The 25382-nt window shown below is 74.6% G+C and carries 14 protein-coding genes and 1 tRNA gene; 5 read left to right on the forward strand and 10 right to left on the reverse strand.

Going from position 1 to position 25382, the window contains the following annotated elements; genetic code table 11:
- Positions 1–129: 129 nt before the first annotated feature.
- From topA to ACSUPR_RS13460, 5 genes are all read right to left on the reverse strand, one after another.
- Positions 130–2940, reverse strand: a complete 2811-nt coding sequence (topA, locus tag ACSUPR_RS13440; protein ID WP_436891624.1) for a type I DNA topoisomerase — start codon at positions 2938–2940, stop codon at positions 130–132.
- A gap of 646 nt (positions 2941–3586) precedes the next feature.
- Positions 3587–4930, reverse strand: a complete 1344-nt coding sequence (locus ACSUPR_RS13445) for a hypothetical protein (RefSeq protein WP_436891625.1) — start codon at positions 4928–4930, stop codon at positions 3587–3589.
- Between the two features lie 328 nt (positions 4931–5258).
- Positions 5259–5882 carry a chaplin family protein gene (locus ACSUPR_RS13450; RefSeq protein WP_436891626.1) on the reverse strand — a complete coding sequence of 208 codons (624 nt, stop codon included), beginning with the start codon at positions 5880–5882 and terminating at the stop codon, positions 5259–5261.
- A gap of 161 nt (positions 5883–6043) precedes the next feature.
- Positions 6044–7045: a hypothetical protein gene (locus ACSUPR_RS13455; RefSeq protein ID WP_436891627.1), complete on the reverse strand. Its 1002-nt coding sequence runs from the start codon at positions 7043–7045 to the stop codon at positions 6044–6046.
- Between the two features lie 262 nt (positions 7046–7307).
- Positions 7308–8630 (reverse strand): M20/M25/M40 family metallo-hydrolase, encoded by a 1323-nt coding sequence (locus tag ACSUPR_RS13460; RefSeq protein WP_436891628.1) that lies wholly within the window; start codon positions 8628–8630, stop codon positions 7308–7310.
- A gap of 144 nt (positions 8631–8774) precedes the next feature.
- Here ACSUPR_RS13460 and ACSUPR_RS13465 point away from each other — a divergent pair.
- Positions 8775–8859: transfer RNA gene (locus ACSUPR_RS13465), tRNA-Leu, on the forward strand.
- Between the two features lie 31 nt (positions 8860–8890).
- On the opposite strand, the gene ACSUPR_RS13470 is transcribed toward ACSUPR_RS13465, so the two are convergent.
- A complete protein-coding gene (locus ACSUPR_RS13470) occupies positions 8891–10351 on the reverse strand; it encodes an MFS transporter (protein ID WP_436891629.1) in 1461 nt (486 codons plus the stop codon).
- A gap of 139 nt (positions 10352–10490) precedes the next feature.
- Here ACSUPR_RS13470 and ACSUPR_RS13475 point away from each other — a divergent pair, with 139 nt between their 5' ends.
- Positions 10491–13733 (forward strand): BTAD domain-containing putative transcriptional regulator, encoded by a 3243-nt coding sequence (locus ACSUPR_RS13475; protein WP_436891630.1) that lies wholly within the window; start codon positions 10491–10493, stop codon positions 13731–13733.
- Positions 13734–14415: 682 nt separating this feature from the next.
- On the forward strand, positions 14416–15381 hold the full coding sequence (locus tag ACSUPR_RS13480; RefSeq protein ID WP_436891631.1) for a hypothetical protein: 966 nt from the start codon (positions 14416–14418) through the stop codon (positions 15379–15381).
- 74 nt (positions 15382–15455) lie between these two features.
- Here ACSUPR_RS13480 and ACSUPR_RS13485 read toward each other — a convergent pair whose 3' ends face one another.
- Complete coding sequence (locus tag ACSUPR_RS13485) at positions 15456–16328, reverse strand: PhzF family phenazine biosynthesis isomerase (protein ID WP_436891632.1); 873 nt, start codon at positions 16326–16328, stop codon at positions 15456–15458.
- Between the two features lie 92 nt (positions 16329–16420).
- On the opposite strand from ACSUPR_RS13485, the gene ACSUPR_RS13490 reads away from it, so the two are divergent.
- Both ACSUPR_RS13490 and ACSUPR_RS13495 read left to right on the forward strand, forming a co-directional pair.
- On the forward strand, positions 16421–17329 hold the full coding sequence (locus ACSUPR_RS13490) for a LysR family transcriptional regulator (protein WP_436891633.1): 909 nt from the start codon (positions 16421–16423) through the stop codon (positions 17327–17329).
- Positions 17330–17398: 69 nt separating this feature from the next.
- Positions 17399–22075, forward strand: a complete 4677-nt coding sequence (locus ACSUPR_RS13495) for a hypothetical protein (protein WP_436891634.1) — start codon at positions 17399–17401, stop codon at positions 22073–22075.
- 43 nt (positions 22076–22118) lie between these two features.
- Here ACSUPR_RS13495 and ACSUPR_RS13500 read toward each other — a convergent pair whose 3' ends face one another.
- The 3 genes from ACSUPR_RS13500 to ACSUPR_RS13510 all read right to left on the reverse strand — a co-directional run bounded on the left by ACSUPR_RS13500 (position 22119) and on the right by ACSUPR_RS13510 (position 25347).
- On the reverse strand, positions 22119–23285 hold the full coding sequence (locus tag ACSUPR_RS13500) for a DUF418 domain-containing protein (RefSeq protein ID WP_436892003.1): 1167 nt from the start codon (positions 23283–23285) through the stop codon (positions 22119–22121).
- Between the two features lie 110 nt (positions 23286–23395).
- Entirely contained in the window at positions 23396–24022 is a 627-nt protein-coding gene (locus ACSUPR_RS13505) for a TetR/AcrR family transcriptional regulator (RefSeq protein ID WP_436891635.1), read from the reverse strand.
- Positions 24023–24180: 158 nt separating this feature from the next.
- Positions 24181–25347, reverse strand: coding sequence for a hypothetical protein (locus tag ACSUPR_RS13510; protein WP_436891636.1), 1167 nt, complete (start codon positions 25345–25347; stop codon positions 24181–24183).
- Between the last annotated feature and the right edge of the window lie 35 nt (positions 25348–25382).

Genomic DNA, 25382 nt, shown 5'->3' on the forward strand with positions numbered 1-25382 from the left:
AGGACGTGGAGATCGTACCGACCCGGACACCCGGTGTCACACGACGCGGACCGCCCCGGGCCGGAGGCGGTCCGGTCCGGGGCGGTCGGGTGTGCGTCCGGGGCGGCCCCGTGCCCCGCGGGGCGCGGCTCAGGCCTCGTCGGCGGCCCTGGCCGTGCTGCGGGGCGTGCCCGTCTTCTTGGCGGGTGCCTTCTTGGCGGTCGTGGTCTTCTTCGCCGCGGTGGTCTTCTTCGCGGTCGTCTTCTTGGCCGGGGCCTTCTTCGCCGCGGGCTTCTTGGCCGGCGCCTTGGCCCGGCGCTCGGCGAGCAGCTCGGCGGCCCGCTCGTCGGTGATGGACTCCACCTCGTCGCCCTTGCGCAGCGAGGCGTTGACCTCCCCGTCCGTGACGTAGGGGCCGAACCGGCCGTCCTTGATGAGCATGACGGCGCCCGACACCGGGTCCTTGCCCAGCTCGCGCAGCGGCGGCGCGGCGGTGCGGCGGCCGCGCTGCTTGGGCTGGGCGAACAGCTCCTTGGCCTCCTCGATGGTGACCGTGAACATCTGCTCCTCGGAGGCCAGGGAGCGGCTGTCGGTGCCCTTCTTGATGTAGGGCCCGTACCGGCCGTTCTGCGCGGTGACCTCCTCGCCGTCGATCTCGCCGACCACGCGCGGCAGCGAGAGGAGCTTGAGCGCGTCGTCGAGGGTGACGGTGTCCAGGGACATCGACTTGAGGAGCGAGGAGGTGCGCGGCTTGGCGGCCTTGGCCTTCTTGCCGCCGTTCTCCTCCGGTTCCTCGATGACCTCGGTGACGTAGGGGCCGAAGCGCCCGGACTTGGCCACGACGAGGTGCCCGGTCTCGGGGTCGGTGCCCAGTTCGCGGTCGCCGCTGGGCTGGGCGAACAGCTCCTCGGCCTTGTCCGGGGTCAGCTCGTCGGGCGCCAGGTCCTCGGGCACGTTGACGCGGACGCCGTCGCGGTCCAGGTAGGGGCCGTAGCGTCCGACCCGCAGGACGATGCCCTCGGTGCCCGGCACCGGCAGGGAGCTGATCTCCTTGGGGTCGATGTCGCCGAGGCGGTCGTCGACCAGCTCCTTGAGGCCGGCCTCCCGCTCCCCGTCGGCGGAGTCGCCGCCGAAGTAGAACCGGCGCAGCCACGGCAGGCTCTCGGCCTCGCCGCGGGCGATGGAGTCGAGCACGCCCTCCAGGCGGGCGGTGAACTCGTAGTCGACCAGGTTGCCGAAGTGCCGCTCCAGCAGCTGCACCACGGCGAACGCCAGGAACGACGGCACCAGGGCGGTGCCCTTCTTGAACACGTAGCCGCGGTCGAGGATGGTGCCGATGATCGAGGCGTAGGTGGAGGGCCGGCCGATCTCCCGCTCCTCCAGCTCCTTGACCAGGCTCGCCTCTGTGTAGCGGGCGGGCGGGCGGGTGCTGTGCCCCTCGGCGGTCAGGTCCCGGGCGGTGAGCGCGTCGCCCTCGGCCACCGGCGGCAGCCGCCGTTCGCGGTCGTCGAGGTCGGCGGCCGGGTCGTCCGAGCCCTCCACGTAGGCCTTGAGGAAGCCGTGGAAGGTGATGATCTTGCCGGTGGCGTTGAACTCGGCCACCTCGCCGGACGAGGAGGTGCCCTGCACCTTGACGGTGACGGACTCGCCGACGGCGTCCTTCATCTGGGAGGCGACGGTGCGCTTCCAGATCAGCTCGTAGAGGCGGCGCTCGGGACCGCTCAGCCCGGTCTGGGAGGGGGTGCGGAACTCGTCCCCGGCCGGGCGGATGGCCTCGTGCGCCTCCTGGGCGTTCTTGACCTTCTTGGCGTAGACGCGGGGCTGGTCCGGCAGGTGGTCCGCGCCGTACAGGCGCTGCGCCTGGGAGCGGGCGGCGCGCACCGCGCTGTCCGACAGCGTGGTGCTGTCGGTGCGCATGTAGGTGATGTAGCCGTTCTCGTAGAGCCGCTGGGCGACCTGCATGGTCTGCTTGGCCGACAGCCCCAGCTTGCGGGAGGCCTCCTGCTGGAGGGTGGTGGTGCGGAACGGCGCGTACGGCGAGCGGCGGTAGGGCTTGCGCTCCACCGCGGACACGGAGAAGGCCGCGCCGGACAGCCGGCCGGCCAGGGCGCGGGCGGCCTCCTCGTCGAGCTGGAGGACGGTGCGGTCCGGGCGGACGGTGCCCTGGGCGGTGAAGTCGCGGCCCACGGCGACACGGGTGCCGTCCACCGAGACCAGGGTGGCCGGGAAGTCGGTGGGGTCGCCCGCGGGGATGTTCGCGCCGGAGGCGTCGAAGAGGGCCTTGAGGTCCCAGTACTCGGCGGGGGTGAACGCCATCCGCTCGCGCTCGCGCTCGACCACCAGGCGGGTGGCCACGGACTGCACCCGGCCCGCGGAGAGCCGGGGCATGACCTTCTTCCACAGCACCGGCGAGACCTCGTAGCCGTAGAGGCGGTCGAGGATGCGCCGGGTCTCCTGGGCCGTCACCAGGCGGGTGTTGAGGTCGCGGGTGTTGTCGGCGGCCCGCTGGATGGCCTCCTTGGTGATCTCGTTGAACACCATGCGGCGCACCGGGATCTTGGGCCGGAGCTCTTCGAGGAGGTGCCAGGCGATGGCCTCTCCCTCGCGGTCCTCATCGGTGGCGAGGAGGAGTTCGTCGGCCTCCGCCATGAGCTCCTTGAGCTTGCGCACGTGGGACTTCTTGTCGGCGTTGACCACGTAGAGGGGCTCGAAGTCGCCGTCGACGTTGACGCCCAGGCGCGCCCACGGCTCGCCCTTGTACTTGGCGGGGATCTCCGCGGCCTTGGTGGGCATGTCGCGGATGTGTCCGATGCTGGACTCCACGACGTAACCGCGGCCCAGGTAGCCCGCGATGGTCTTGGCCTTGGCCGGCGACTCGACGATGACGAGAGCGGTCCCCGAGCCCCGTCGTCCGCTGTCCTGCGAGCCGTTCTTGCCGGCGCTGCCCTTGGTGGGTGGCACGTGTTCCCCTACGTCTGCGTCTAGCCTCTGCGTGATCTGTCGGCCGCGGTCCCTCGGTTCCGTGGATTCCGACGGTAACCGAAACTCCAGGCATTCCCCCGTCGGTGGGCGGGCGGGGCCCCCGTGTACACGGGGCCGCCACCGCGGAGAGCGGGCTCTCACCCACCGGCAACCGCAGAATAAGCGCTCGCCGCACCGCTACCGGCCCGTACGGTGCAGACCGTGCACCGATGGCGCGGGCCGCGGGGCGGTCTCCGACTCCGGCGATCACCCGGAACGCGCCCCTGGAGTGACTTCCATCACACTTTATGGGGAGCCGGATGCCCGTACCCCCCACAAAGCGGCGAGTCCTCCCGGATATTCCCGGGAGGACTCGACTGTGGTCCCGAGCGGTCGGCGGCCACCCCCACCCGCCCGCAGTCCACCGCGTTCCTCACGGAACGGGCGTGCGGAGGCGGTCCCCCTCGTGCTCGTACTCGAGTGACGCACACGGCACCCTGCACGTGCCGCTCCGGGCTCCGGTCGTCCCCCCGGCCCCCGCCTGTGGTGTTCGGCACCTCGCAGTCCACCGCGTTCCTCACGGAACGAGGCGCACCGCACCACGGGCGCGGGAACGGGTCGGGACTCCCCTCCCCCGTCCGCGTCGCTACAGGCCGACGCCCGCGGCGCCCAGGACCTGGCTGACCGGGTCCATCGACGTGCCGGGCGCGGGCAGCGCGCCGACGTGCTCCGGGGCGTGCTCGGCGACCGCCTGGTGGGCGGACTCGGTCACGGTGTACTCGACGGGCAGCGTCTCGGAGACCGGCAGCTCGGGGAGCTGCTGGACCGCGGGCAGCACGTCCAGCGCGCCGGACTGGTGCTCGGGGGCGCTCTGGTGCACGACGACCGCGTCGTCGTCGGTGGAGCTGGCGCCCGCCACGCCGGCGACCGCGGCGACCGCGTTGCCGGCGACGTTCACGGGGATGTCGCCGTGCAGCACGGCCTGGTTGCCGCCGGCGAGTGAACCGTTGCCCGAGGTCGCGATGTGCTCGTGCGCCTCCTTGACGACCGCGTCGCTGTCGGTGGAGGCCGCGCCGGCGACGCCGCCGACGGCGCCGATCGCGTTGCCGGTCACGTTGACCGGGACGTCCAGGTGGCCGACCAGCTGGTTGCCGCCCAGGACCGAGCCGTTGCCGGAGGTGGCGATCGACTGGTGCTCGCGGACCGGGGCGGACTGGCGCAGGACGCCGGCGTCCACGCCGGAGGTGTCGGGCAGCAGGCTCGCGTTCCGGGTCGCCTCGCCGATCAGGTCGGCCGCGGTGATCTCGGTCTCCGCGGCGTAGTGGTCCCGCCCGTGGTGGTGGCCGTGGCCGTGGCCGTGACCGCGGCCCTCGCGCACGATGGCGTCCGCGTCGGTGGCCGCGGCGCCCGCGACGCCGCCGACGGCGCCGATCGCGTTGCCCGACACGTTGATCGGGACGTCCAGGTCACCGACCAGCTGGTTGCCGCCGATCAGGGAGCCGTTGCCGGAGGTCGCGACCTCGGGGTCGTGGTGGCCGCGGCGACCGTGGTGGCCGTGGTGGCCGTGGCGGTGGCCGTGGCCCTCGTGCACGACGGTGTCGGAGTCGGTGGAGGAGGCACCGGCGATGCCGCCGACGGCGGCGATCGCGTTGCCGGTCACGTTGACCGGGACGTCTCCGTCGATCACCAGCTGGTTGCCGCCCAGCACCGAGCCGTTGCCGGAGGTGGCGACCTCGTCGCGCTGGCGGTCCACCACGACGGCGTCGGAGTCGGTGGTGGAGGCCCCGGCCACGCCCAGGACGGCGCCGACCGCGTTGCCGGTCACGTTGACCGGGACGTCGGCGTTGACGACGGCCTGGTTGCCGCCGAGGACGGAGCCGTTACCGCTGGTGGCGGCGTCGGTGTCGGCGAAGGCCACGCCGCTGCCCAGGGCGACGAAGCCCGCCGCCAGCAGGACGGACTTCGCGGAGGTCCTGACCCACTTAGACATGTGGGAAGTTCCTTTCGAGAAAACGTGCAGATGAGAAGGTGTGTGCTCGGGCCACAGGCCGTTCCACACCCCTGGGTGGGGTACGGGCCTTCGGCCAAGGCCGGGGATCGTCCTCCCGGCTCCGCACCTGGGCGGTGCGTGCCGGTCGGTGCTCGAGGGCTGCGTCGCCGCCCGGTCCGCCGGATGCGGACGGACGTGCGCGCCCCGTCGGTCAGCTCCGCCCTGGTGGGGCGGCGGCTGACGTGAACCCCGCGCACATGGCCTCGGCCGGTGCTACGGGACTCGCGTCAACCCCCGGGCCGCCGAGGCGGCCCGGGAAGCCTTCCGGTCAGGCTCGGGAGCGTCGGCGGCCCGCCAGGACCATGCCGATCCCTGCCAAGGCCACGGCGATCGCGGCGATGAGCAGGCCCGGCAGGCCCGAGGATCCGGTCAGCGGGAGCCGGGCCGCCGAGGAGTCGGACGGCCGCTCACCCGGGGTGCCGGAGTCGGAGGGCGGTCCGCTCGGGCTCTCCCCCGCCGAGGGGCCCTCGGACGGCTCCTCCGAGGGCTTCTCCGAAGGCCCTTCCGAGGGTCCTTCCGACGGGCTCTCGGAGGGGCCCTCGGACGGTCCCTCCGACGGGGATTCGGACGGTCCCTCCGACGGGCCCTCGGAGGGCCCCTCGGACGGGCTCTCCGAAGGCTCCGGCGCGTAGCCGGGGAGGCCCTTGTCCTTGTCCTTGTCGGTGGTCACGGCGTCCCCGCCCGCGCACTGGGCGCCGGCCGCTCCGAGGATCGCCAGCGAGTTGCCGCAGACGTCGACCGGGGCGTCGAGGTCGGCGTGGATCTGGTTCCCTCCGGCGATCGATCCGTTGCCGCTGGTGGAGGTGTCCGCCTGGGCGGTCCCGGCCGGGGCCAGTGCCAGGAGCCCGGCGGCGGTCAGAGCCGCGATCCTGGCGTGTGTCCGGTGGTTCATCTCGCGTGTCCTTGTCAGCGAAGAAGGTCATGGTTGCTGCGTGGACCGCGGTCGTTCCGACTCCCGGGAAAAGGGACCCGAGCGGGGGCCTCCGGGGAGTCGGCGGGGTGGAAAGGGGCGTGCAGGGCACGCCGGACCGACCGCGGCTGGTGAAGTCGCGGCTAGTCGGGGGAGAAGGAGGGGTCGTCGGCGGCGTCGCGCACGACGAGGGTGGGGTCGCCGGGAAGGGCGACCCGCTGCATCCGCGGGGCCAGGTGGTCGGCCCGGGCCATCAGGAACCCGGCGGCGCCGGGCGCGGGGAACGACGGCGCGGACGCACCGGTGGCGTCGGCGCCGCTCGGCCCGTGGGAACCGCCCGCGATGAGGCGGATGCGCTCACCGGGGTCGGTGTCGGCCGCGCGGGCGCCGCCGTCGACGGCCGGCGCGGAGGCCTCGCTCGGTCCGGCGGCGGGTGCGAGCATCCCGAAGACGGGTGCGGTGCGCTCGTTGCGTCCCGCCCGCTCGACCGCGTCGGCGGCCGAGCCGACCGCCCGGTCCACCGCGGGACGTGCCACGGCGGCGGGGGTGTCGGGGCCGCCGAGGAGCGGCAGGTCGACGGGCATCGTCGCGGTGACGGTGCCGTCGAGGGTGTCGAGGGCGCCCGCGGGCCCGGCCAGGTCGGTGACACCGCCCACCAGGTCGCTTTCGCGCAGGGCGCCGTCGGCGGAGTCCACCACGTCGCGCCCGGTGGTGGCGACGGAGCCGACCAGTCGGCCCGCCCCCTGGGCGGTGCCGTCCACGGCGCGGGCGGTGTCCTCGACGACGCGCCCGGTGGAGGTGCCCTCCAGGGCACCGGAGACGCCGGTCTCGTCGAGGACGTTCTCCGGGAGCGCGGCGGCCTGGGGCACGACGGTGCCGGTCAGGGCGCCGGTGGCGGCCCGGGCGGCGGCGCCGGTGACCCGGACCTCCTCGCCGGCCGAGCGGCCGACCTCCTCGACGACCCCCTCGGAGCCCAGGACCCGGTCGGCGAGCCCGCCGGGGTGGGTGTCGCCCTGGGCGACACCCACCCCGGCCAGCCAAGCGACGGCCACGATGCCGGACAGGAGCAGTAGGCGGCAGAGGGCACGGTCGCCACGGGTGGCGCGGACGGTCGATACCGACCACTCCCGGCCCGTGAGCACCATGGATGCCCCCTCGTTTCCCACTACTGGACGGTCCCGTGCGGCGGCGCCGCCCGGTCGGATGCGGTGGTCACACGGCGGACGTGCCCGAGCCACCACAACCTTGAACTCAGAGACACCGTAGCATCACGTTCCGTGACTGCGCACGCGAACAAGGGGGTCGTGCCGAGAAGTTCCCGGCACGACCAGGGGACGAATCATCACAGGTGGTGACGGACCCTCCCGTCCCGACGCCGGCCCGGCCCGGCACCCGCCCGCCCGGGCGTCAGCTCATCTCGATGAACCGGTCCAGCACCCGGACGCCGAACCGCAGCCCGTCGACCGGCACCCGCTCGTCCACACCGTGGAACATGCCCGCGAAGTCCAGCTCCGGGGGCAGCTTCAGCGGCGCGAACCCGAAGTTGCGGACGCCCAGCCGGGAGAAGCTCTTGGCGTCCGTCCCGCCCGACAGGCAGTAGGGGACGGCGCGCGCCTCGGGGTCCTCCGCCAGCAGGGCCGCCGACATGGCGTTCACCAGCCCGCCCTCGAAGGGGGTCTCCACCGCGGGCAGGTGGTGGATGAACTCCCGGCTCACGCCGGGGCCGAGCAGCTCGTCGATCTTCGCGAAGTAGTCGGCCTCGGTACCGGGCAGGAAGCGCCCGTCCACCTGGGCGGTCGCCTCACCGGGGATGACGTTCGCCTTGTACCCGCCGCCCAGCACCGTCGGGTTGAGGGTGTTGCGCAGGGTCGCCCCGATCATCCGGGCGATCGGCCCCAGCCGGGCCACCGTCGCGTCCAGGTCGTTCTCGTCGAAGGGGATCCGGAACTCCTCGCAGATCTCCTCCAGGAACGTGCGGACCGTGGGGGTCAGGTGCACCGGGAACTCGTGCTCCCCCAGCCGGGCGACCGCCGCCGCCAGCTCGGTGACCGCGTTGTCCCGGTTGACCATCGAACCGTGCCCGGCGGTGCCGCGCGCGGTCAGCTTCATCCAGGCGATGCCCTTCTCCGCGGTCTCGATGAGGTAGAGCCGCCGGTTCTCCTTCACCGTGAACGAGAACCCGCCGACCTCGCTGATCGCCGCGTCGCAGTCCGCGAACAGCTCGGGGTGCTCGTCCACCAGGTACTGGGCGCCCCAGGTGCCGCCGGCCTCCTCGTCGGCGAGGAAGGCCAGCACGATGTCGCGCGGCGGCCGCCGCCCCTCGCGCAACCGCTGACGCAGCATCGCCAGGACCATCGCGTTCATGTTCTTCATGTCGACCGCGCCGCGGCCCCACACGCAGCCGTCGGCGACCTCCCCGGCGAAGGGGTGGTGGGTCCAGTCCTCCGCCGCGGCGGGGACCACGTCCAGGTGGCCGTGGACGAGCAGCGGGGGGCGGCTCGGATCCGCGCCCCCGATGCGCGTCACGAGGTTGCTGCGCCCCGGGTGCTTCTCGTAGATCGCCGACTCGACCCCGACCTCGTCGAGCTTGCCCGCCACGTACTCCGCGGCCTTGCGCTCACCCGGCCCGGAGTGGTCGCCGTAGTTGGAGGTGTCGAAGGCGATGAGCTCCCGGCACAGGTCGACGACCTCGACCTCCGCCGTGCTCAAGCCCTCGGATTCCCGTGTCATCGGACGCTCCCGTTCCGCCGTGTCCACTGTGCTCGTCGCCCCCGACCCTGTCATGATCACCCCCGGCCCGAAAAGCGGTTCGGGGTACTCCTGAGCTTTGCTATGGTTGTCGTGTCGGGCGGCGCTGCCGCCGGACACCACTCGGTCCGGGTGGCGGAATAGGTAGACGCGCTAGCTTGAGGTGCTAGTGGCCGTTAAGGCTGTGGGGGTTCAAGTCCCCCCTCGGACACAACGAAGGCCCTGCTCGGCAGGGCCTTTTTTCATGCCCGGGTCGGGGTCGGCTCCCCGGTGCCGCGGGCTGCGGCGGGCGGGGCCGGGACGGCGCGGCGGGGCAGGGTCAGGGCGGCGAGGATGCCCGCCAGGGTGAGCGCGGCCGCGACGTAGACCGCGTTGCGCAGGCCGTCGGAGGTGGCGGCGCGCAGGGCCTCGCCGGTCAGGTCGGTGAGCCCGGAGGCGGAGACGCCGACCAGGACGGCCAGGCCCACACTGGTCCCGATCTGGAGGGCGGTGTTGGCCATGCCGCCCGCGGCGCCCTGGTCCTCGTCGGCCACACCGGTCCCGGAGGTGCCGAACATGGTCGGGTAGATCGTCCCCATGCCCAGTCCGTAGACGACCAGCCCGGCGAGGATCGTCCAGTACGAGCCGTCCGCACGCATGCCGACGGCCAGCAGCACGCCGCCGCCGGAACCGAGCAGCAGGGCGATGAGCAGGGTCGTGCGGGCTCCGATGCGGATGATCAGGCGCTCGGCGACGAAGTTGGCGAAGGCGATGATCACCGAGAGGCTCAGGAAGGCCAGTCCGCCCTGCAGCGCCGAGTAGCCGAGCACGTCCTGGAAGTAGAGGGTGAGGAAGTACACGAGGTTCTGCATGGTGATGCCGAAGGTGAGGATCACCAGCAGGCCCGCACGCAGGTGGGGGTTGCCGAACAACCGCAGCGGCATCAGCGGGTTCGCGGTGCGCGCCTCGATGGCGACGAACACGGCCAGCAGCACCACGGCCAGGACGGCGGAGACGAGGACGGAGGGCGTGGTCCAGCCGGTCTCGGGCCCCTGGGCGATGGCGAACACGAGGAGGGTCAGTCCGGCCGTGCTGGTCAGGGCGCCCGGGATGTCGAAGCCGCGCCCCCGTTCCCGCCGGCCGTCGGGGGCGAGCAGGGCGAACGCGCCCGCGATGCCCGCCGCGACCAGCGGCACGTTCACCAGGAACACCGCCTCCCAGCCGAACACGTGGGTCAGGATCCCGCCGAGCAGCGCGCCCAGGCTCAGCCCGCCCGCACCGGCCATGGCCCACACGGCCAACGCCCGGATGCGTACGGGGCCCTCGGCGAACCCGGTGGTGACCAGGGAGAGCGTGGCGGGGAACAGGGCGGCCCCGCCGACCCCCTGGAGTGCCCGGGCGGCGATCAGCGCTTCGGGCGAGGTCGCCAGGCCGCCCAGCAGGGACGCGACGCCGAACAGCACCATGCCCAGGACGAACACGCGACGGCGGCCCAGCAGGTCGGCCGAGCGGCCGCCCAGCAGCAGGAAGCCGCCGAAGAAGATGGCGTAGGCGCTGACCACCCACTGGGTGGCGTGGCCGGACAGCCCCACCTGGCGGGCGATGTCGGGCAGTGCCACGTACACGATGGTGAAGTCGAGCGAAGTGATCAGGCTGGAGAAGGCCAGCAGGCCCAGGACCCAGCGCGACCTGGCGCCGGTGGTCCTGTTCACAGGGGATCTCACGGTGGTCCTCCTCGAAGGGTTCGGTGTGGTCCGAGCTTGTCCGCGGGCACTTGCCCGGCACTTACCGCGCGCTTTCCGCCGGCGGCGGCACGGGTGAGGCGGCCCGAAACCGCGGGGAACCGCTTGGTAGCTTGAGGACATGCGATTCGGGGTGCTCGGGCCGTTGGGGGTGTGGACGGCGGACGGCGCCCCGGTGGTGGTGCGCGGGGCGAAGGTCCGCGCACTGCTCGCCGTCCTGATCGGGCACGAGGGGCGCCCGGTGCCGGTGGACCGGCTGATCGACGACCTGTGGGGCGACGCCCCGCCGCGCAACCCGGTCGGGGCACTGCAGGTCAAGGTCTCGCGGCTGCGCCGGGCCCTGGACGAGGCCGAGCCGGGAGCCCGGGACCTGGTGTCCTTCGAGGAGTCCCTCGGGTACCGGCTCCGGGCGGCGGCCGGGGACGTGGACGCGGCGCGCTTCACCGGTCTGCTGGCGAGAGCCCGTGCGGCCTCCGAACCGGGAGCGCGGGCGGACCTGCTGACCGAGGCGCTGGACCTGTGGCGCGGACCGGCCTACGCCGACTTCGCCGACGCGGGGTTCGCGCGACCCGTCATCGCGTTCCTGGAGGAGCGGCGGCTCACCGCGTTCGAGGAACGCGAGGAGGCGCGGCTGGAGGCCGGCGGGACGGGCGCGTCGACGGGCGAGCTGGGCGACCTGGTGAAACGCCACCCGCTGCGTGAACGGCTCCGTTCGGCGTACATGCGGGCCCTGTACGGCGCCGGACGGCAGAGCGAGGCGCTGGAGACCTACGACGACCTCCGGGCCCGCCTGCGCGAGGAACTGGGCCTGGACCCCGGCCCGGAGATCGCCGGGCTCCACCGGCGGATCCTCGAACAGGACCCGGCCCTGGTCACCGCGCCCGGAACGCCCCCGCGGACGAACCTCCCCGCCCAGATCAGCGAGCTGATCGGGCGCGAGGAGGCGACGGCGCGGATCCGGGGGCTGCTGGAGTCCGCCCGGCTGGTCACCCTCACCGGCCCCGGAGGGGTCGGCAAGACGCGGCTGGCCCTGGAGACCGCCGCACAGGCCGCCGCGGACCACCGGGACGGCGTGTGGCTGGTCGAGCTGGCCGGCCTCGACCGGACGGCCGGGGAGCCGGACGGCGGACGGCTCGCGGAAACCGTCGGCGCCGTGCTCGGCATCCGCGACGACACCACGTCCGCCCTGCCGCGTTCCGGCGTGCCCGCCGATCCGGCCGAACGGCTCGCGGAGGCGCTGCGCGGCCGCCGGGCGCTGCTCGTCCTGGACAACTGCGAGCACGTGGTCGACGAGGTCGCCGCGCTGGGCGAGCGGCTCCTGCGGGCGGCACCGGACGTGCGGATCCTCGCCACCGGCCAGGAGCCCCTGGGGCTGGCCGGGGAGACGGTCTGGCCGGTACCGCCGCTTCAGGCGCCCCGTGCCGCGGCCGAGGGAGGGCCCGCGGCCCTGCGGAGGTTCAGCGCCGTCCGGCTGTTCGAGGCGCGCGCGGCGGCCGCGGTCCCGGGGTTCGCGATCGACGCCGGAAACGCCCGCGCGGTCGCGGCGGTCTGCCGCCGGCTGGACGGTGTCCCGCTGGCCCTGGAGCTGGCGGCCACCCGTCTGCGCGCACTGGACGTCCACGACCTGGCCGAACGGCTCGACGACCGGTTCCGGCTCCTCTCCTCCGGGCACCGCGGCGGCCCGGCCCGGCAGCGGACCCTGCGCGCGATGATCGACTGGAGCTGGGAACTCCTGTCCGGGCCCGAACGCCTCGTCCTGCGGCGGCTCGCGGTGCACGCGGAGGGCTGCACGCTGGAGGCGGCCGAGGAGGTCTGCGCGGACGGCGGCGACGTGGTGCCCGAGGACGTCCTCGACCTGCTGGCCCGTCTCGTCGACCGTTCGATGGTGGTCAGGGCCGACGGCGCGGGCGGGGCCCGCTACCGGCTGCTCGAATCGGTCGCGGCCTACGCCCTGGAGCGGTTGGAGGAGGCCGGCGAGGCCGAGCGGGTCCGCCTCCGGCACCTGGACTACTACACCGGGCTGGCCGAACGCGCGGAACCGCGGCTGTACGGCTCCGAACAGCGGGTCTGGCTCGGGCGCCTGGACGCCGAGCACGCCAACCTGCGCGCGGCGTTCGAGGGGGCGGTCCAGCGGCACGACGCCCACCGCGCGCTGCGCCTGGTCAACGCGCTGGCCTGGTACTGGTACCTGCGCGGCCGGATCGGCGAGGGGCGGCGCGCGTTCGGGACGGCACTGGCCGTCCGGGCCCAGGCGCCCACCGCGACGCGGGCCCGGGCCCGGGCCTGGCGGACCGGCCTGGACCTGCTGAGCGAGCACGCCGAGGACTTCGACACACCCGCGGAGACCATCACCGACCCGGGCGAACGCGCCAGAGCCGAGTGGTTCCTCAGCGACGTGCTGCTCGGCGCCGGCGACCTGGACCTCAGCCGGGAGCTGGTGGAACGGGCGCTGCCGGTGTTCCGGCGGACCGGCGACCGCTGGGGCACCGCCGCGGCCCTGGCCACCGAGGCCGACCAGGCCCTCGTCCGAGGCGACCTCGCCACCCTCGAACGGTCCGGGGAGGAGAGCCTGGCGCTCTTCGAGGAGCTCGGGGACCGGTGGGGACGGGTCCGGGCCATCGACCTGCTGGCACGGCTCGCGGAGATCAAGGGCGACCACCGCAGGTCCGCCGGCCTGTGCCGCGACGGACTCCGGCTGGCCGAGGAGCTGGGGCTGTGGCTGCAGGTCTCGCTGCTCCGGTCCGGGCTCGGCCGGATCGCCCTGCTGGCGGGCGACCACGCGGGATCGGACCGGTGGCACGAGCAGGGCCGGAGCCTGGCAGCCGAGCACGGCTACCGTCCCGGCGAGGCCTTCGCCCTCACCGGTCTGGCCCTCACCGCCCGCCGGGCGGGCCGCCTCGACGACGCCGAGGCCCGCATGCGCGACGCCCTCGCCTGGGAGCGCGAGGTGCGGTTCGCCCCGGGTGTCGCGCTCGGGCTGGCCGAGCTCGGCTTCACCGCCGAGCAGCGGGGGGACGCCGCCGCGGCCGAGGAGCTCCACCGGGAGGGCCTCGCCGTCGCCCGGGACACCGGTGACCCCAGGGCCGTCGCGCTCGCCCTCGAAGGCCTGGCCGGTACGGCGGCCCTGAGGGGTGCCCCCGAGGAGGCGGCCCGGCTCCTCGGCGCGGCCGCCGCCCTGCGCGAGTCCGCTGCCGCGCCCCTGCCCCCCGAGGAGCGCGGGGACGTCGACCGCATCACGGCCACGGTGCGGTCCGCCCTCGGCGACGACGCCTTCACCGCGGCCTTCGCCGGAGGTCGCGCCTCCCCCCGCCCGGGGTTCCCCGGCGGCGCGGGGCTGTCGCCTGCTTCCGGGGCGGGAGCGTGATGGACGCCGGACCGGAACAAGGCCGGACCGCCCCGGCTCCGGGGGTGTGTCCCGGGCGGGCTGTCCGAAGGGGGCCCACTCCCCCGGCGAGCCGTCCGGCGAGGGGTTCCGCAGGTGGACGGCGGTGGTCGAACGGGCTTCCCGGGTACCCCTGCGGAGTATTTTGAACCCGCTCCCCGAACGCCCCCGGGGGACAGCGGCGCGAGGGGCCCATGCGCACCACCCGTTCCGGTGGGACCGGAGCGGTCGCCGCCCGGACCGCCGACGCCACCGGGGCCGCGCAGATCCATCGGGTGGAGGGCACGGGCCTGTGGCCACCGCACCGGCCCGCCGGCGCCGCGGCCGGCCGGGTCGACGGTGCCACCGGTGTGACGGTGGACCTCGTCGACGGCACGGTCGCCGCCCGGGGCTCGGACTTCGACGGCGACGCGGCCCCCTCGTCCGCCACCGGGGCCGGAGGCCCGCCGACGCCCGACCGCACGCCCGCGACCACCCGGACCGGAGGCGGGTTCGCAGGAGGGCGTGGTCGGCGGAACCGCCCGCCGGCCCGCCGCGCGACAAGCCGGGGCCCTGAGCACCCGGTGGAGCGGGCTCGCACTTGTATACCCTGGGGGGGTATGGTATTCCTTGAGTTGTCGCCGACGGCCCCACCGGGACCGGCCGCAAGGAAAGGACACCGAGGATGAACGTCCCCGCCAAGCTCGGGCTCTACGGACTGGGCCTCGCCGTGGCCTTCGGCGGAGCGCTGGGAGTCGGCGGCCTGGTGGGCCCCCTGCTCCCGGACACCGCCGAGACGAGCGAGCACACCGGCCACGACAGCGCCGCCGACACCGGCGAGGAGGCCGCCGTGAACGCCTCTCACACCCCCTCCGGCCTCCAGGTCTCCCAGGACGGCTACACGCTCGAAACGGTCGGGGCCCCCGGCCGGGCGGGCGGGGAGGAGACCCTGGCGTTCCGCATCCTGGGCCCCGACGGGGAGCCGGTGACCGAATTCGACGAGTCGCACGACAAGCGGATGCACCTGATCGTGGTCGGGCGCGACATGACCGGCTACCAGCACGTGCACCCGGAGATGTCCGAGGACGGGACCTGGAGCATCCCTGTGGAGTTCGGCACCCCCGGCCCCTATCGGATGTTCGCCGACTTCGTCCCGCAGGAGCGCGGGAGCGGACTCACCCTCGGCGCGGACCTCACGCTCTCCGGCGACCACGAGCCCCGGGCCCTCCCCGGGCCCTCCCCGACCGCGGAGGTGGACGGTTACACCGTCGCCCTCGACGGCGGCCTCGTTCCCGGGCGGACCAACGAGATCACCCTCACCGTCACCCGGGACGGTGAGGAGGTCACCGACCTGGAGCCCTACCTCGGCGCCTACGGGCACCTCGTCGCGCTGCGCGCCGGCGACCTCGCCTACCTGCACGTCCACCCCGAGGGCGAGCCCGGTGACGGCGTGACCGCGCCCGGGCCCGGGATCACGTTCCAGGCCGCGGTCCCCTCCGCCGGCGACTACCGGCTCTTCCTCGACTTCAAGCACGACGGCGAGGTCCGGACCGCGGAGTTCACCGTGAGCACGGACGGCGCGGTCGCCGCCGACGGCGGCTCCGACACCTCGGAGGAGCACTCGGACGGCGGGGCCGGGCACTCCCACTGACCGGGGACCCCCGGAGGCGGTCGGCGTCCCCGGCGGACGGGGTCTTCGACCGCCTCCCGGGGGAGCCCCCGGGCTCACCCGGGAAGCCGCACCGCCCTGCCGCCGACCCGCACCCGCGGGTCGGCGCGGTCGATGTCCACGGTCAGCGTGCCGGGGCGGCCCATGTCCTCCCCCTGGCGGACGATGACGGTGCCGTCCGGCGGGACGAGGCCGAGCACGCGCAGGTAGCCGCCGAGCGCGGCCGCCGCCGCTCCCGTCGCCGGGTCCTCCACGACCCCGCCGACGGGGAAGGGGTCGCGCGCGTGGAAGAGGGCCTCCCCCTCCCGCCACACCAGCTGCACCGTGGTCCAGCCGCGGCGCCGCATCACCCCGGCCAGGGCGTCGAAGTCGTAGTCCAGGTCGGCGAGCCTGCGGCGCGTGGCCGCGGCGAGGACGAGGTGGTGCACCCCGCCGAAGGCCACGTGCGGGGGCAGCTCCGGGTCCAGCTCGGACCGCTCCCAGCCCAGGGCGGCCAGCGCCTCGCCGAGCTCGTCCTCGTCGGCCGGACGGGTGCGGGTCGGAACGCTGGTGAGCGTGGCACGCAGGGCACCGGAGGCGTCGGCGTCCGTGTGGACCGGGACCTCCCCGACCGCGGTGTCCAGGGTGATCGGCCCCGGGCCGATCAGCTCCGCCAGGGCGACGGCGGTCGCGATGGTCGCGTGCCCGCAGAAGTCGACCTCGGCCAGCGGGCTGAAGTAGCGGACGGCGAACCGCCGGGCGGCGTCGTCCCGGGCCGTGACGAACGCCGTCTCCGAGTAGCCCACCTCGGCGGCCAGTGCGGTCATGCTCTCGGCGTCCAGGCCCGCGGCGTCGAGCACGACACCGGCCGGGTTGCCGCCGGCGGGGTCGGACGTGAAGGCGGCGTAGCGGTGCAGGACGACCTCGGGGTCAACGCTGTGCTGTGTCATGGCACCACCTTCGCGGATGTTCGCCATTCGGTAAAACGATGATTTCCGATGGTGGTGATCACAGTTCCCGATCACTGCTCTATCGTGGCGGTGTGGACACCGGACTGCTGCGTACGTTCCTCGCCGTCGCGAGGATGGAGAACTTCACCGCCGCGGCCGCGGAGCTGCGCCTGTCCCAGTCGACCGTGACCGCCCACGTCAAAACGCTGGAGCGGGAGCTGGGCACCCGGCTGTTCGACCGGATGCCGCGCGGTGCCCGGCTCACCGCCGCGGGCGGCCGGGTCCTGGAGCAGGCCGTCGGCCTCCTGGAGGCCGAGGCCCGGCTGCGGGCGGCGGCCGCGGGGGACGCGCTCCCCTCCGGGGTGGTCGCGGTGGGCGCCGGGGACACCCTCTGCTCGGCGCCGGTCCCCCGTGTCATCGCCGCCCTGCGCCGGAGCCATCCGGACATCGACGTGCACCTCTTCCCGGTGGGCACCGCCGACGCGGTGCAGGGCCTGCGGCGGGGCCGCCTGGACCTCGCCCTGCTGCTGGAGGACGCCGACGGGCCCGCCGCCCTGCTGAGCGAGCCGCTGTCCCGGGAGCCGCTGGTGCTGATCGCCGCTCCCGATCATCCCCTGGCCGCCGCGAACACCCCCCTCACCTGGGACGACCTCGCCCGGGTGCCCTTCTTCCTGCACGAGGAGGGCTGCTCCTACAGCGACCGTGTCGCCCGCGAGCTCCAGGCGCGGCCCGGCGCACGGCCGCACCTCACCCGGCTGGGCAGCAGCGAGGCGGCCCGCGCCTGTGTCGCGGCCGGGCTCGGGGTCGGTGTGCTCCCCCGCACCGCGGCGCGGGACGCGCTGTCCGCGGGCACGCTCACCGCCCTCGACGGGCCGCCGGTCCCGGACGTGCCCGTCCGGCTGGTCCGCCACCGCGCCCGGTGGGCCTCTCCGGCGGTGCGGGCGGTGGCCGAGGCCTTCGTCCGCCACTTCACCCCCGCCGACGGCCCCGACCGGGCCTGACCCGGCCTGACGTCCCCCCGCGGCAGGCCGCTCATCGACGGTGTCGGCGCCCGCTGGAATACTCCCCGCATGCCCCACCCCCTTCCGCCCCTTCCTCAGCAGCCCCACCTGTCGACGCTCTACCTCGACTGGGTCCGCCTCAACGACCCCGCCAACGAGCAGGCCGCCGCCGAGTTCCTCGACGGACTGCCCCGGTCGCCCCGCAAGCTCGCCGGGGCCCTGGAGTGGGTCGGGTCCCGGGCCGCCCGGGCCGGGCTCCCCCTGGACCACCTGCCCTGGCTGTGGGACACCCTCGGCCACCGGCTGGCCGGCGACCACGCCCGCAGGGCCGGGGCGGCCTACGCCGCGGCCCGGGAGGCAGAGGCCCGGCACCGGCTGCCGGTGTCGGAGGTGCACGCGGTCGACAACGCGCTGCTGTTCGCCCGGTTCGGCGCCCTGCCCGCCAAGGAGGTCCGCCTCCACTGGGACCGGCTGGCCGGGCTGCTGCCCGCCGAGGAGGCGTACCGGGAGTTCCTGCGGTTCCTGGAGGGGTGGGCGCGAGGGGAGGCGAACCTGCCCGCCGACCTGGTCACCCGGCTGCGGGCGGCGGCCGCGCACGCCGGACTCGGACCCGACGAGGTCGGCCGCGCCCTGGGCCGGATCCTCACCGCGCACGTCCCGGGGGTCTGCGCCACCGACAGACTCCTGGACGCCGCGGCGAAGGTGTTCGCCGGGCACCCGCCGGAGGAGGACGCCAGGGCCGCCCTGGTGAACCTGTTCCCCTATGCCACGACCGACGGAGGTGCCTGGCTGCGGCTGCTGGAGTCCCTCGGGCTGGTCGACGACCTGGCGGACGGGAAGGTCGTACCCGAGGGCGGGTACGCGGCCTGGCTCTCCGCCTTCCCCCGGCGGTACTCCCAGGTCAAGGACGGCCGCTACATGAAGATCCAGCCGATGGCGCCGGAGCTGCACGCGCTGGTCCCCCGCATCGCCGACCGGGTCCGGGCCGAGGGCGTCGAGGTCCGGTTGGACGCGGGCCGGTGGCGGCCCGTCCTGGACCTCGGGTTCGCCGACACCTGCCTGGCCGCCGGGCTGCCCGTGGCCGCCCCCGGCCCCAGGGTGGAGCTCCGCTCCCGGATCGACGGCACGCCGGAGGCGGTGGCGGCCGATCCGCGGTTCGCCCGCTTCCTCCACCCGCGGCGGCCCTCCGGGGGCGCACCCGCGCCCGCACCCGCCCCGAAGGCGGACGGGTTCGCCTCGGTGCCGGGACTGTCCCCGGAGACCGCACGGAAGCTGGACGGCATCGTGGACCGGATCACCGGCGGTACCCCGGCCGCGGCGGAGGAGGCGGTGACCGAGCTGGAACGGCTGTTCGACCACTCGGCCGCCCTGGCCCTGGCCGGGGGCTTCCTGCACGGTGAAGACCTGTCCGTCCCGCTGGCGCGCGCCCTCCGGTTCGGCGTTCCCGCGGAGTACACCTGGCCCGCCTTCGAGGAGGCGGTCGCGGAGTTCGCCGCCGGAGACGAGGCCGTCGTCGGGATGTCCTCCAGTTGGCCGGTGCTCACCCTCTACGGACGCCGCCGGGCCATCGCCGTCGACCACCGGGGGCGGCGGGCCGAGTGCTCCTACACGGTCCCGGAGGACACCCTCAGGTTCACCGTGCACCACATCGGGGACGACTTCCTCGTCACCTGGCACGACGGCGGCGACGGTCCGCGGCCGTACTCGGGCCTCTGGTGCTCCGAGCCCGAACGCGTGATCACCGGGATGCGGTTCGACGGTGACTCCACCCGGAGCCCCGTCCTCGGCTTCGGCTTCGGCGGCCCGCTCGGACGGCACGAGGGCGACCGCCTGGTACGCCCCGGCAGCGGCGAGGGGGTGGAGCGCACCACGGACCTGCTGGGCGACGGCACGAGGATGTGGCACCGCCTGGACACGCGTTCGGAGGGACCGCCCTTCGAGGAGGTCGACCCGGAGAGCGGCCGGCCCACCGGCAGGTACACCCGGCCCGCGTTCCTGGAGGGCCTGCCCACGGAGAAGCTCGACCGGACATGGCACCGGTCCAGCCTCGCGCCCCTGCCGGAGGGGCTGGCGGACTCCCCGCTCGGCGCGGCCGGCGGCCTCGTCGGCTTCCGGATCAGCCGCCCCGGGAAGGACCCGGGTCCGATCCTCGTGGAGGGGGTCGACGGCCGCCGCGGCTCCACCCGCGACACGTACGGCCGTGCCGCCTGGGGTGTCCTGCGCATGCCCGGGGGCGGGGACGGCCTGCTGGTGGAGTACCGGCACACGGGCAGGGGCCCGCGTGTCCTGGGCTGTCAGGAGGTGGAGGGCTCCGAGTCGTGGTGGCGGGTGCGGGCCTTCTCCGTCCAGGGGTCCCACGAGCCGCACGGCTCCCAGGACCTCATGCTGTACCCGCCGCCCGCGTTCTGGCACTTCCTCACCCCGCGGGACCCGGCGGGTTCCCGCGCGCTGCGCGGAGTGGACACGGACCTGGCCCGGGACCTGCTCGGGGCGGCCTGCTCCGGGGGCTCCGCCGACCGCGAGGAGGCGGTGCGCGGAGTCCTCGCCCGTGCGCTGCCCCAGATCACCGACCCCCGGATCGTCGAGGGCCCCGGAGGGGTCCTGGAGACCGTCCTGTGGGTGGCGGAGTCACGGCGGCGCCTGGAGCAGGTGACCCTGTTCCTCTCCTCCCTCGAACCGGGGAAGGTGGTGGAACCGCCCGCCGGGACCAGCGACGATGCCCTGCGCCAGGCCCTGTCCGGGCTGATCCCGCCGGGGATCCCCCTGCGCGGGGAGCGCCCGGCGACGCTCACCGCGATCGCCGCCGACGGCGCCCACCTGCGCGGGGACATCGGCGAGGCGACCCGCCGGGTCTCCCCGCCCGGGCCCGCCCACGACTGGGGGTTCCTCCTGGACCGGACCGACTCCGCCCTGTGGCGCCTCGCGACCGGCAGGGGCGGAGAGGAGCACCGGGCGCTCACGGACCTGCTGTCGGTCTGGGCCGACCAGCCCTTCGCGGAACAGGGCACCCGGTGGCGGCGGGGGCTGGCCCCGGGGAGCGCGCTGGAACCGCTGCGCGGCCGGGGCCGCATCGTCGTCACCGGGAGCCGGGAGGCCGTGCGGCACGTCGGCCGTCCGACCCCCGCTCCCTCCCCCGCCGAGCCGCTGCGGCCGCAGGAGCCGTACCCCTTCGTCCAGCCCGCCGGGGAGCCCGCTCCGGAGGGCACGACCGACGAGGACACGGTGTCCGTGGACCTCGACCAGGCCGCGCGCATCCGGCGCCTGCTGGAACTCCTCGGCGAACGGGGGCCGGTCAGGGCCGGGGACCGGGCCGTGCGCGCGTTCGCCGACCGGACCGGGGCCCTGGAGCCCCTTGCCGCGCTGGTGCTGAACGGGCGCCTGGGGCTTCCGGACTCCAGGCCCGGCGGCGCCAACGCGCGTACGAACCTCGCCGCCGAGTACGACCGGGTGGTCCGGGCACTGGGCCCGGACGGCCTGAACCGGCTGCTGGGCGCTGCCCTCCCCGAGGACCCGGCCGACCTGTGGGAGCCGGACGGGGACGTGCGCGCCGCCGAGCGGGCGGCCGGGGTGTGGGCGGAGCTGCTCGGGGTGCGCCCCGTGCTCGACGCGGAGGCCGTCGCCCTGCTCGACAAGGAGCTCAAGCTGGGAGCCGGGTGGGCGGAGACGCTCACGGACCCGTCCGGCTCCGACTTCTGCACCGAGGACCTGAACCGCGTCATCGCCGAGGACCGGTACAGCTCGCCCGCTCTGTTCGAGGTGACGGCGGACGGGCTGCCGGGCAGAAAGATCTACCACTACGACCCGGTCACCCGCTACCCGTACCGCGTGGCGACCTCGCTCGTGGCGTGGCCGTCCGCCCGGCTCCCGGTGGGCCACCCGTGCGCCGCCGGGGTGCCGGAGCTCCACCGGAGGCTGGTCGGCCGGCTGCGCGCCCCGGGGTGCCTGGTGCCGGTGGGCTCCTACCTCTCGGTGGAGGACGTGCGCCCGATGCTGGAGGCGACCGGGTACGAGCGGCTGCCCTACCGGCTGCACGGGTCCCGCGAACCCGAACGCGGGATCCCCGAGGTGTACGGCGGACCGCTGCTCGTCACGGTGGCCCGCGGCTCGAGCCGGGGATACCTCTACGTGCGCACCGCCGGGTTCTTCGAGCCCGGGGTGTACGAGGCGACGGAGAAGGCCCTGCCCTCGGCGGTCTTCAGGGATCCCGAGGACAGGGAGGAGCTGCTGCTGGAGCTTCGGGGCCTCAGGGAGGTCTGCACCGGGTCGCTGGGCCGCCTGGCCGCGCGGACCGCGAACACCCCCGTGCCGGTCGGCGGGTACGAGGCCGATCCGCGGCTGAGCGTCCCGGAGCTGGTGGAGGAGGCCGCCGCGGCGCTGGGCACCGACGCCGACGCGGCCGCGCTGTACCTCCAGCTGCTCACCCTTTCCCGGCCCACCGACCAGAACGTGCGCAAATGGAACGGCTGGTCGGCGGGGCTGCACAAGAAGGTGTCCGCACGGCTGCTGGAGATGGGGGCGGTGGAGCAGGGAAAGCGGCCCCGGGCCGGGCGGACGCTGTTCGTCCCCGACGGGTGGGTGGCGCCCAGGTCACCGGACCTGCCGCTGGAGGCCGCCAAGCTGGAGACCCACTTCGCGGGGCTGACCGACAAGAAGGTGCTGGTCTCCCCCACCTCCGCCCAGCTCCCCCTCGCCCCGCTGCACGAGATGTTCGAGGCGGCCTGGCGCTCCCGCGGCCCGAACGGCTGAGCGGAGCGGGGCCGGCGGTGCGGTGCGCACCGCCGGCCCGCCGTCAGCGGCGGCGTTCGGGGACCCGTGCCAGCACGGCCTTCTGGAGCGCCTCCAGCGGTCCGAGCCGGAATCGGCGCAGCCACAGGGTCGACCCGGCCAGGAGCAGCGCGGAGACCGCGGCCCACAGCCCCATCACCCACCAGGGCCCGGTGTCCGCCAGCCGGGCGGCCAGTCCCAGGCCGATGCCGTAACAGGCCAGCATGCACAGGAGGTTCTGCGCCACGTAGCCGGTCATCGCCATCCGGCCCAGGGAGGACAGGGACACCATCCCCCACCCGTCCGGCCGGGCCCGGTCCACCAGCCACCCGACGGCGCCGACCAGGCCCAGGGCGACGACGGGCGCGGCGACGTAGCGGTCCACGAAGAACAGGTCGGTGCCGCCCAGCGCGGTGGCGACGTTGAGCGGGACGCCCGCGCCCAGGCCCCAGGCGAGCAGGCGGCCGCGCAGCCGGCGCCCGGTGTCGTCGGCGCCGAAGGCCCCGGCCTGGAACAGGCGCACGCCCAGCAGGAACATGAAGATCATGAACGCGAACGTGATGATCGGTTCCGAGCGCATCGCGAGCGCGTTGTCCAGGCGGAACGCGACCTGCTCCAGGTAGGTGCCGTGCGCGTACAGGTCCACGACCCCGGCCGGGACCCCGCCGTCGGCGGACTGCGCGCCCGGTTGCGGCATGAGCGCGAACACGGCGGTGAGCAGGCCGACGACGGCCAGGTGCAGGGCGGCGCAGGTCCACATCACCGCGTCCCGGACCCGTTGGGAGCGGGTGAGCAGCCAGGCCACCAGCAGGGACGTCACGGCGTAGCCCATGAGGACGTCGGCGGCGAACACCAGGGTGAAGTGCACCAGCCCCTCGGTGAAGAGGAACAGCGCCCGCCACTTGTAGGGCCCGGGCCAGCGGCCGCCCCTGCGGGCCGCGGACCGGAACTGGACGGCCAGGCCCACCCCGAAGAGGAGGGTGAGCAGCGCGAGGAACTTGCCGTTGGACAGCAGCAGGAAGACGCCCTGGGCGACGGTGCCCGGCGAGGGGTCGGCCAGGGCCGCGGCCAGCGGGCTCAGGGACTCGCTGAAGAGCATGTTCGCCTCGCCGCCGGGCGCGGAGAACAGCCACACGTTGGTGGCGAGGGTGCCCAGGATCGCGACGCCGCGCAGGACGTCGAGCAGGGGCAGGCGGCGGGCCGCCGCCGGCGGGGGGCCCGGCGCGGCGGAGGCCTCGGTGGGTCCGGATACTCGGGTTTCGTCGGGGTGACCGGTCAAGGTCGTCGCCTCCGTGTCGGGGGTCAACGGGTTCGGGGGCTCTCAGGGGCCGTGAAGAGCCGGTCGAGGTGGGTGGTGAGGGCGGCGCGGATCGCCTCCGCGGTGAAGGGCTCGGCGGTGACCAGGTGGTGCATGGTCAGGCCGTCGATGCAGGCGACCAGGCCCAGCGCCTCTGCCCGGGGGTCGCGGTCCGGGGGGAGCTCGCCCTCCCGGGCGGCGGCCTCCAGGGCTTCGGTGAGGGCGTCGACGAGGGTGCGCGTGGTGTCGCGGTGCATCCGCAGCATCTCCGGGTCGGCCAGGGCCGCCGGGAGGAACTCCAGCCAGACGGTGAGCTCGCGGACGCGCTCCTCGTCCAGGGGCAGCAGGGTCTCGGTGGCCCGGTCGAGCCAGTCGCGGACCGAGGTGACCGGCTCCGTCCCGGCCGAGACCTCGTGCAGCCTCTGTTCGGCCCGGTGGTACATGTGCTCCACGCCGAACCGCAGCAGCTGGGCCTTGGACCGGAAGTAGCGCTGGACCAGGCCGATGGACACGCCGGCGTGGTCGGCGACGTCGGCGAGGGTGGTCCGGGCCAGGCCCTTCTCCCCCACCACCGCCATGAGCGCCTCGGCGACCTGCCGCCGCCGCTGTTCGTGATCCGCAGTCCGTGCCATGAAAAAAATAATACGGAAATATTTTTATAGGGCAAGGGCCGGAGGTGGTAAGAGGCGGGCGCGGCCGGGTCCGGCCACGCCCCCACCCCCGCTCCCGCCCCCGGCGACGGGGCTCCGGGCTCCGGGCTCCGGGCTCCGGGCTCCGGGGACGGGACGCCTCAGCCGTTCTCCACGAGCCGGTTCAGCAGCGGACCGAACTCCTCGTCGGAGGTGTACAGGGACACCGACCGATCCTCGTGGTCGACCTCGACCCCCACCGGGCGCAGGTCGGGCACCTCCGCCCGGGCCCGTGCGGCGGAACCCGGGTGCCACCAGAACAGCTGGGCGCTGATCGGCTTCTCCGCGTCGGCGACGAAGCGCCCGGCCAGTTCCTGGAGCCGCTCCATCGCCATGATCGGGTGGCCCTTGCCCAGCGGGTGCGCCAGCACCACCTCGCGCACCGGGAAGGCCACCAGCGCCCCGTGCGGCGCATCGCCCAGGAAGCGGGACAGCACGTGGGCCTGGGCGGCGGTGTAGGGCTGGGCCCCGCCGATGTGGATGATCGCCGCGCCGCCGAGGTCGACCTCGCTCGCCTCGACCTCCTCGGCGACCGAGGCGGCGACCGCCTGCTCGAAGGCCCCCTCCTCGGTGAGGCCCATCGGCCCGAGCGCGGTCCGGCTCAGCGGCTGCACGCTGTCGGCGGTGTCGATGACCACCGTCTCGCGCAGGCCCTCGGCGAAGTCCCGGTGCAGCAGGGTGTCCCACACCTCCTGCGGGAGCGCGGTGGCCGGGTAGACGCGGGTGCGCAGCCGCTCGGCGGAGGTCGCGTCCTGCGGGGCGATCCGGCGGATCTGCTCGGCGAGGGCCTCGGCGTAGGGCCCCGCGCGATCGAAGGCCGCGTCGACGGAGGCGTCCTCCAGCCCCTCCAGGTAACGGCTGACGTCGGTGCGGACCGCCCCCCGGGCGGTCTCCACCTCCAGGGTGTCCGGGAACAGGAACCGGGCACGCAGGTCCAGCTGCCCGAGCACGGCCAGCAGGGCGCCGCGGGCGTGGTCGGAGGAACGGGGCGGGTAGTGGGTGCCCAGCGGGACGCCGCGTTCGCGGAAGCCCCGCATCAGGGCGAGGACGACCTGGGCGGCCAGTTCCGGGTACTGGTCGGCGGGGTACTCGCGGGCGCTCTCGACCGCCTCGGCGTAGTCGTTGAGGAAGGGCTCGGCCTCGGGGAGGTGGATCAGCACCTCCGTGGACGAACGCCGCTCCGCGTTGATCTCCGCGCGCGCGAACGCCTCCACTATCAGGGCGACCAGGTCGGGCCGGGGACCGTCGGGGATCTGTGTTTCGGACATGCGCTGTGTGACTCCTCGGTGACCGGTGTGGTTCG

This window comes from Nocardiopsis dassonvillei (assembly GCF_964273065.1).
Taxonomy (GTDB): Bacteria; Actinomycetota; Actinomycetes; order Streptosporangiales; family Streptosporangiaceae; genus Nocardiopsis; species Nocardiopsis dassonvillei_B.

Bases quoted from the DNA above. Each gene is read 5' to 3' on its own strand.
- ACSUPR_RS13455 (WP_436891627.1), bottom strand. From the start codon at position 7,045: ATGGTGCTCACGGGCCGGGAGTGGTCGGTATCGACCGTCCGCGCCACC.
- ACSUPR_RS13495 (WP_436891634.1), top strand. From the start codon at position 17,399: ATGCCCCACCCCCTTCCGCCCCTTCCTCAGCAGCCCCACCTGTCGACG.
- ACSUPR_RS13475 (WP_436891630.1), top strand. From the start codon at position 10,491: ATGCGATTCGGGGTGCTCGGGCCGTTGGGGGTGTGGACGGCGGACGGC.
- ACSUPR_RS13450 (WP_436891626.1), bottom strand. From the start codon at position 5,882: ATGAACCACCGGACACACGCCAGGATCGCGGCTCTGACCGCCGCCGGG.
- ACSUPR_RS13445 (WP_436891625.1), bottom strand. From the start codon at position 4,930: ATGTCTAAGTGGGTCAGGACCTCCGCGAAGTCCGTCCTGCTGGCGGCG.
- ACSUPR_RS13480 (WP_436891631.1), top strand. From the start codon at position 14,416: ATGAACGTCCCCGCCAAGCTCGGGCTCTACGGACTGGGCCTCGCCGTG.
- ACSUPR_RS13510 (WP_436891636.1), bottom strand. From the start codon at position 25,347: ATGTCCGAAACACAGATCCCCGACGGTCCCCGGCCCGACCTGGTCGCC.
- ACSUPR_RS13505 (WP_436891635.1), bottom strand. From the start codon at position 24,022: ATGGCACGGACTGCGGATCACGAACAGCGGCGGCGGCAGGTCGCCGAG.
- ACSUPR_RS13460 (WP_436891628.1), bottom strand. From the start codon at position 8,630: ATGACACGGGAATCCGAGGGCTTGAGCACGGCGGAGGTCGAGGTCGTC.
- ACSUPR_RS13485 (WP_436891632.1), bottom strand. From the start codon at position 16,328: ATGACACAGCACAGCGTTGACCCCGAGGTCGTCCTGCACCGCTACGCC.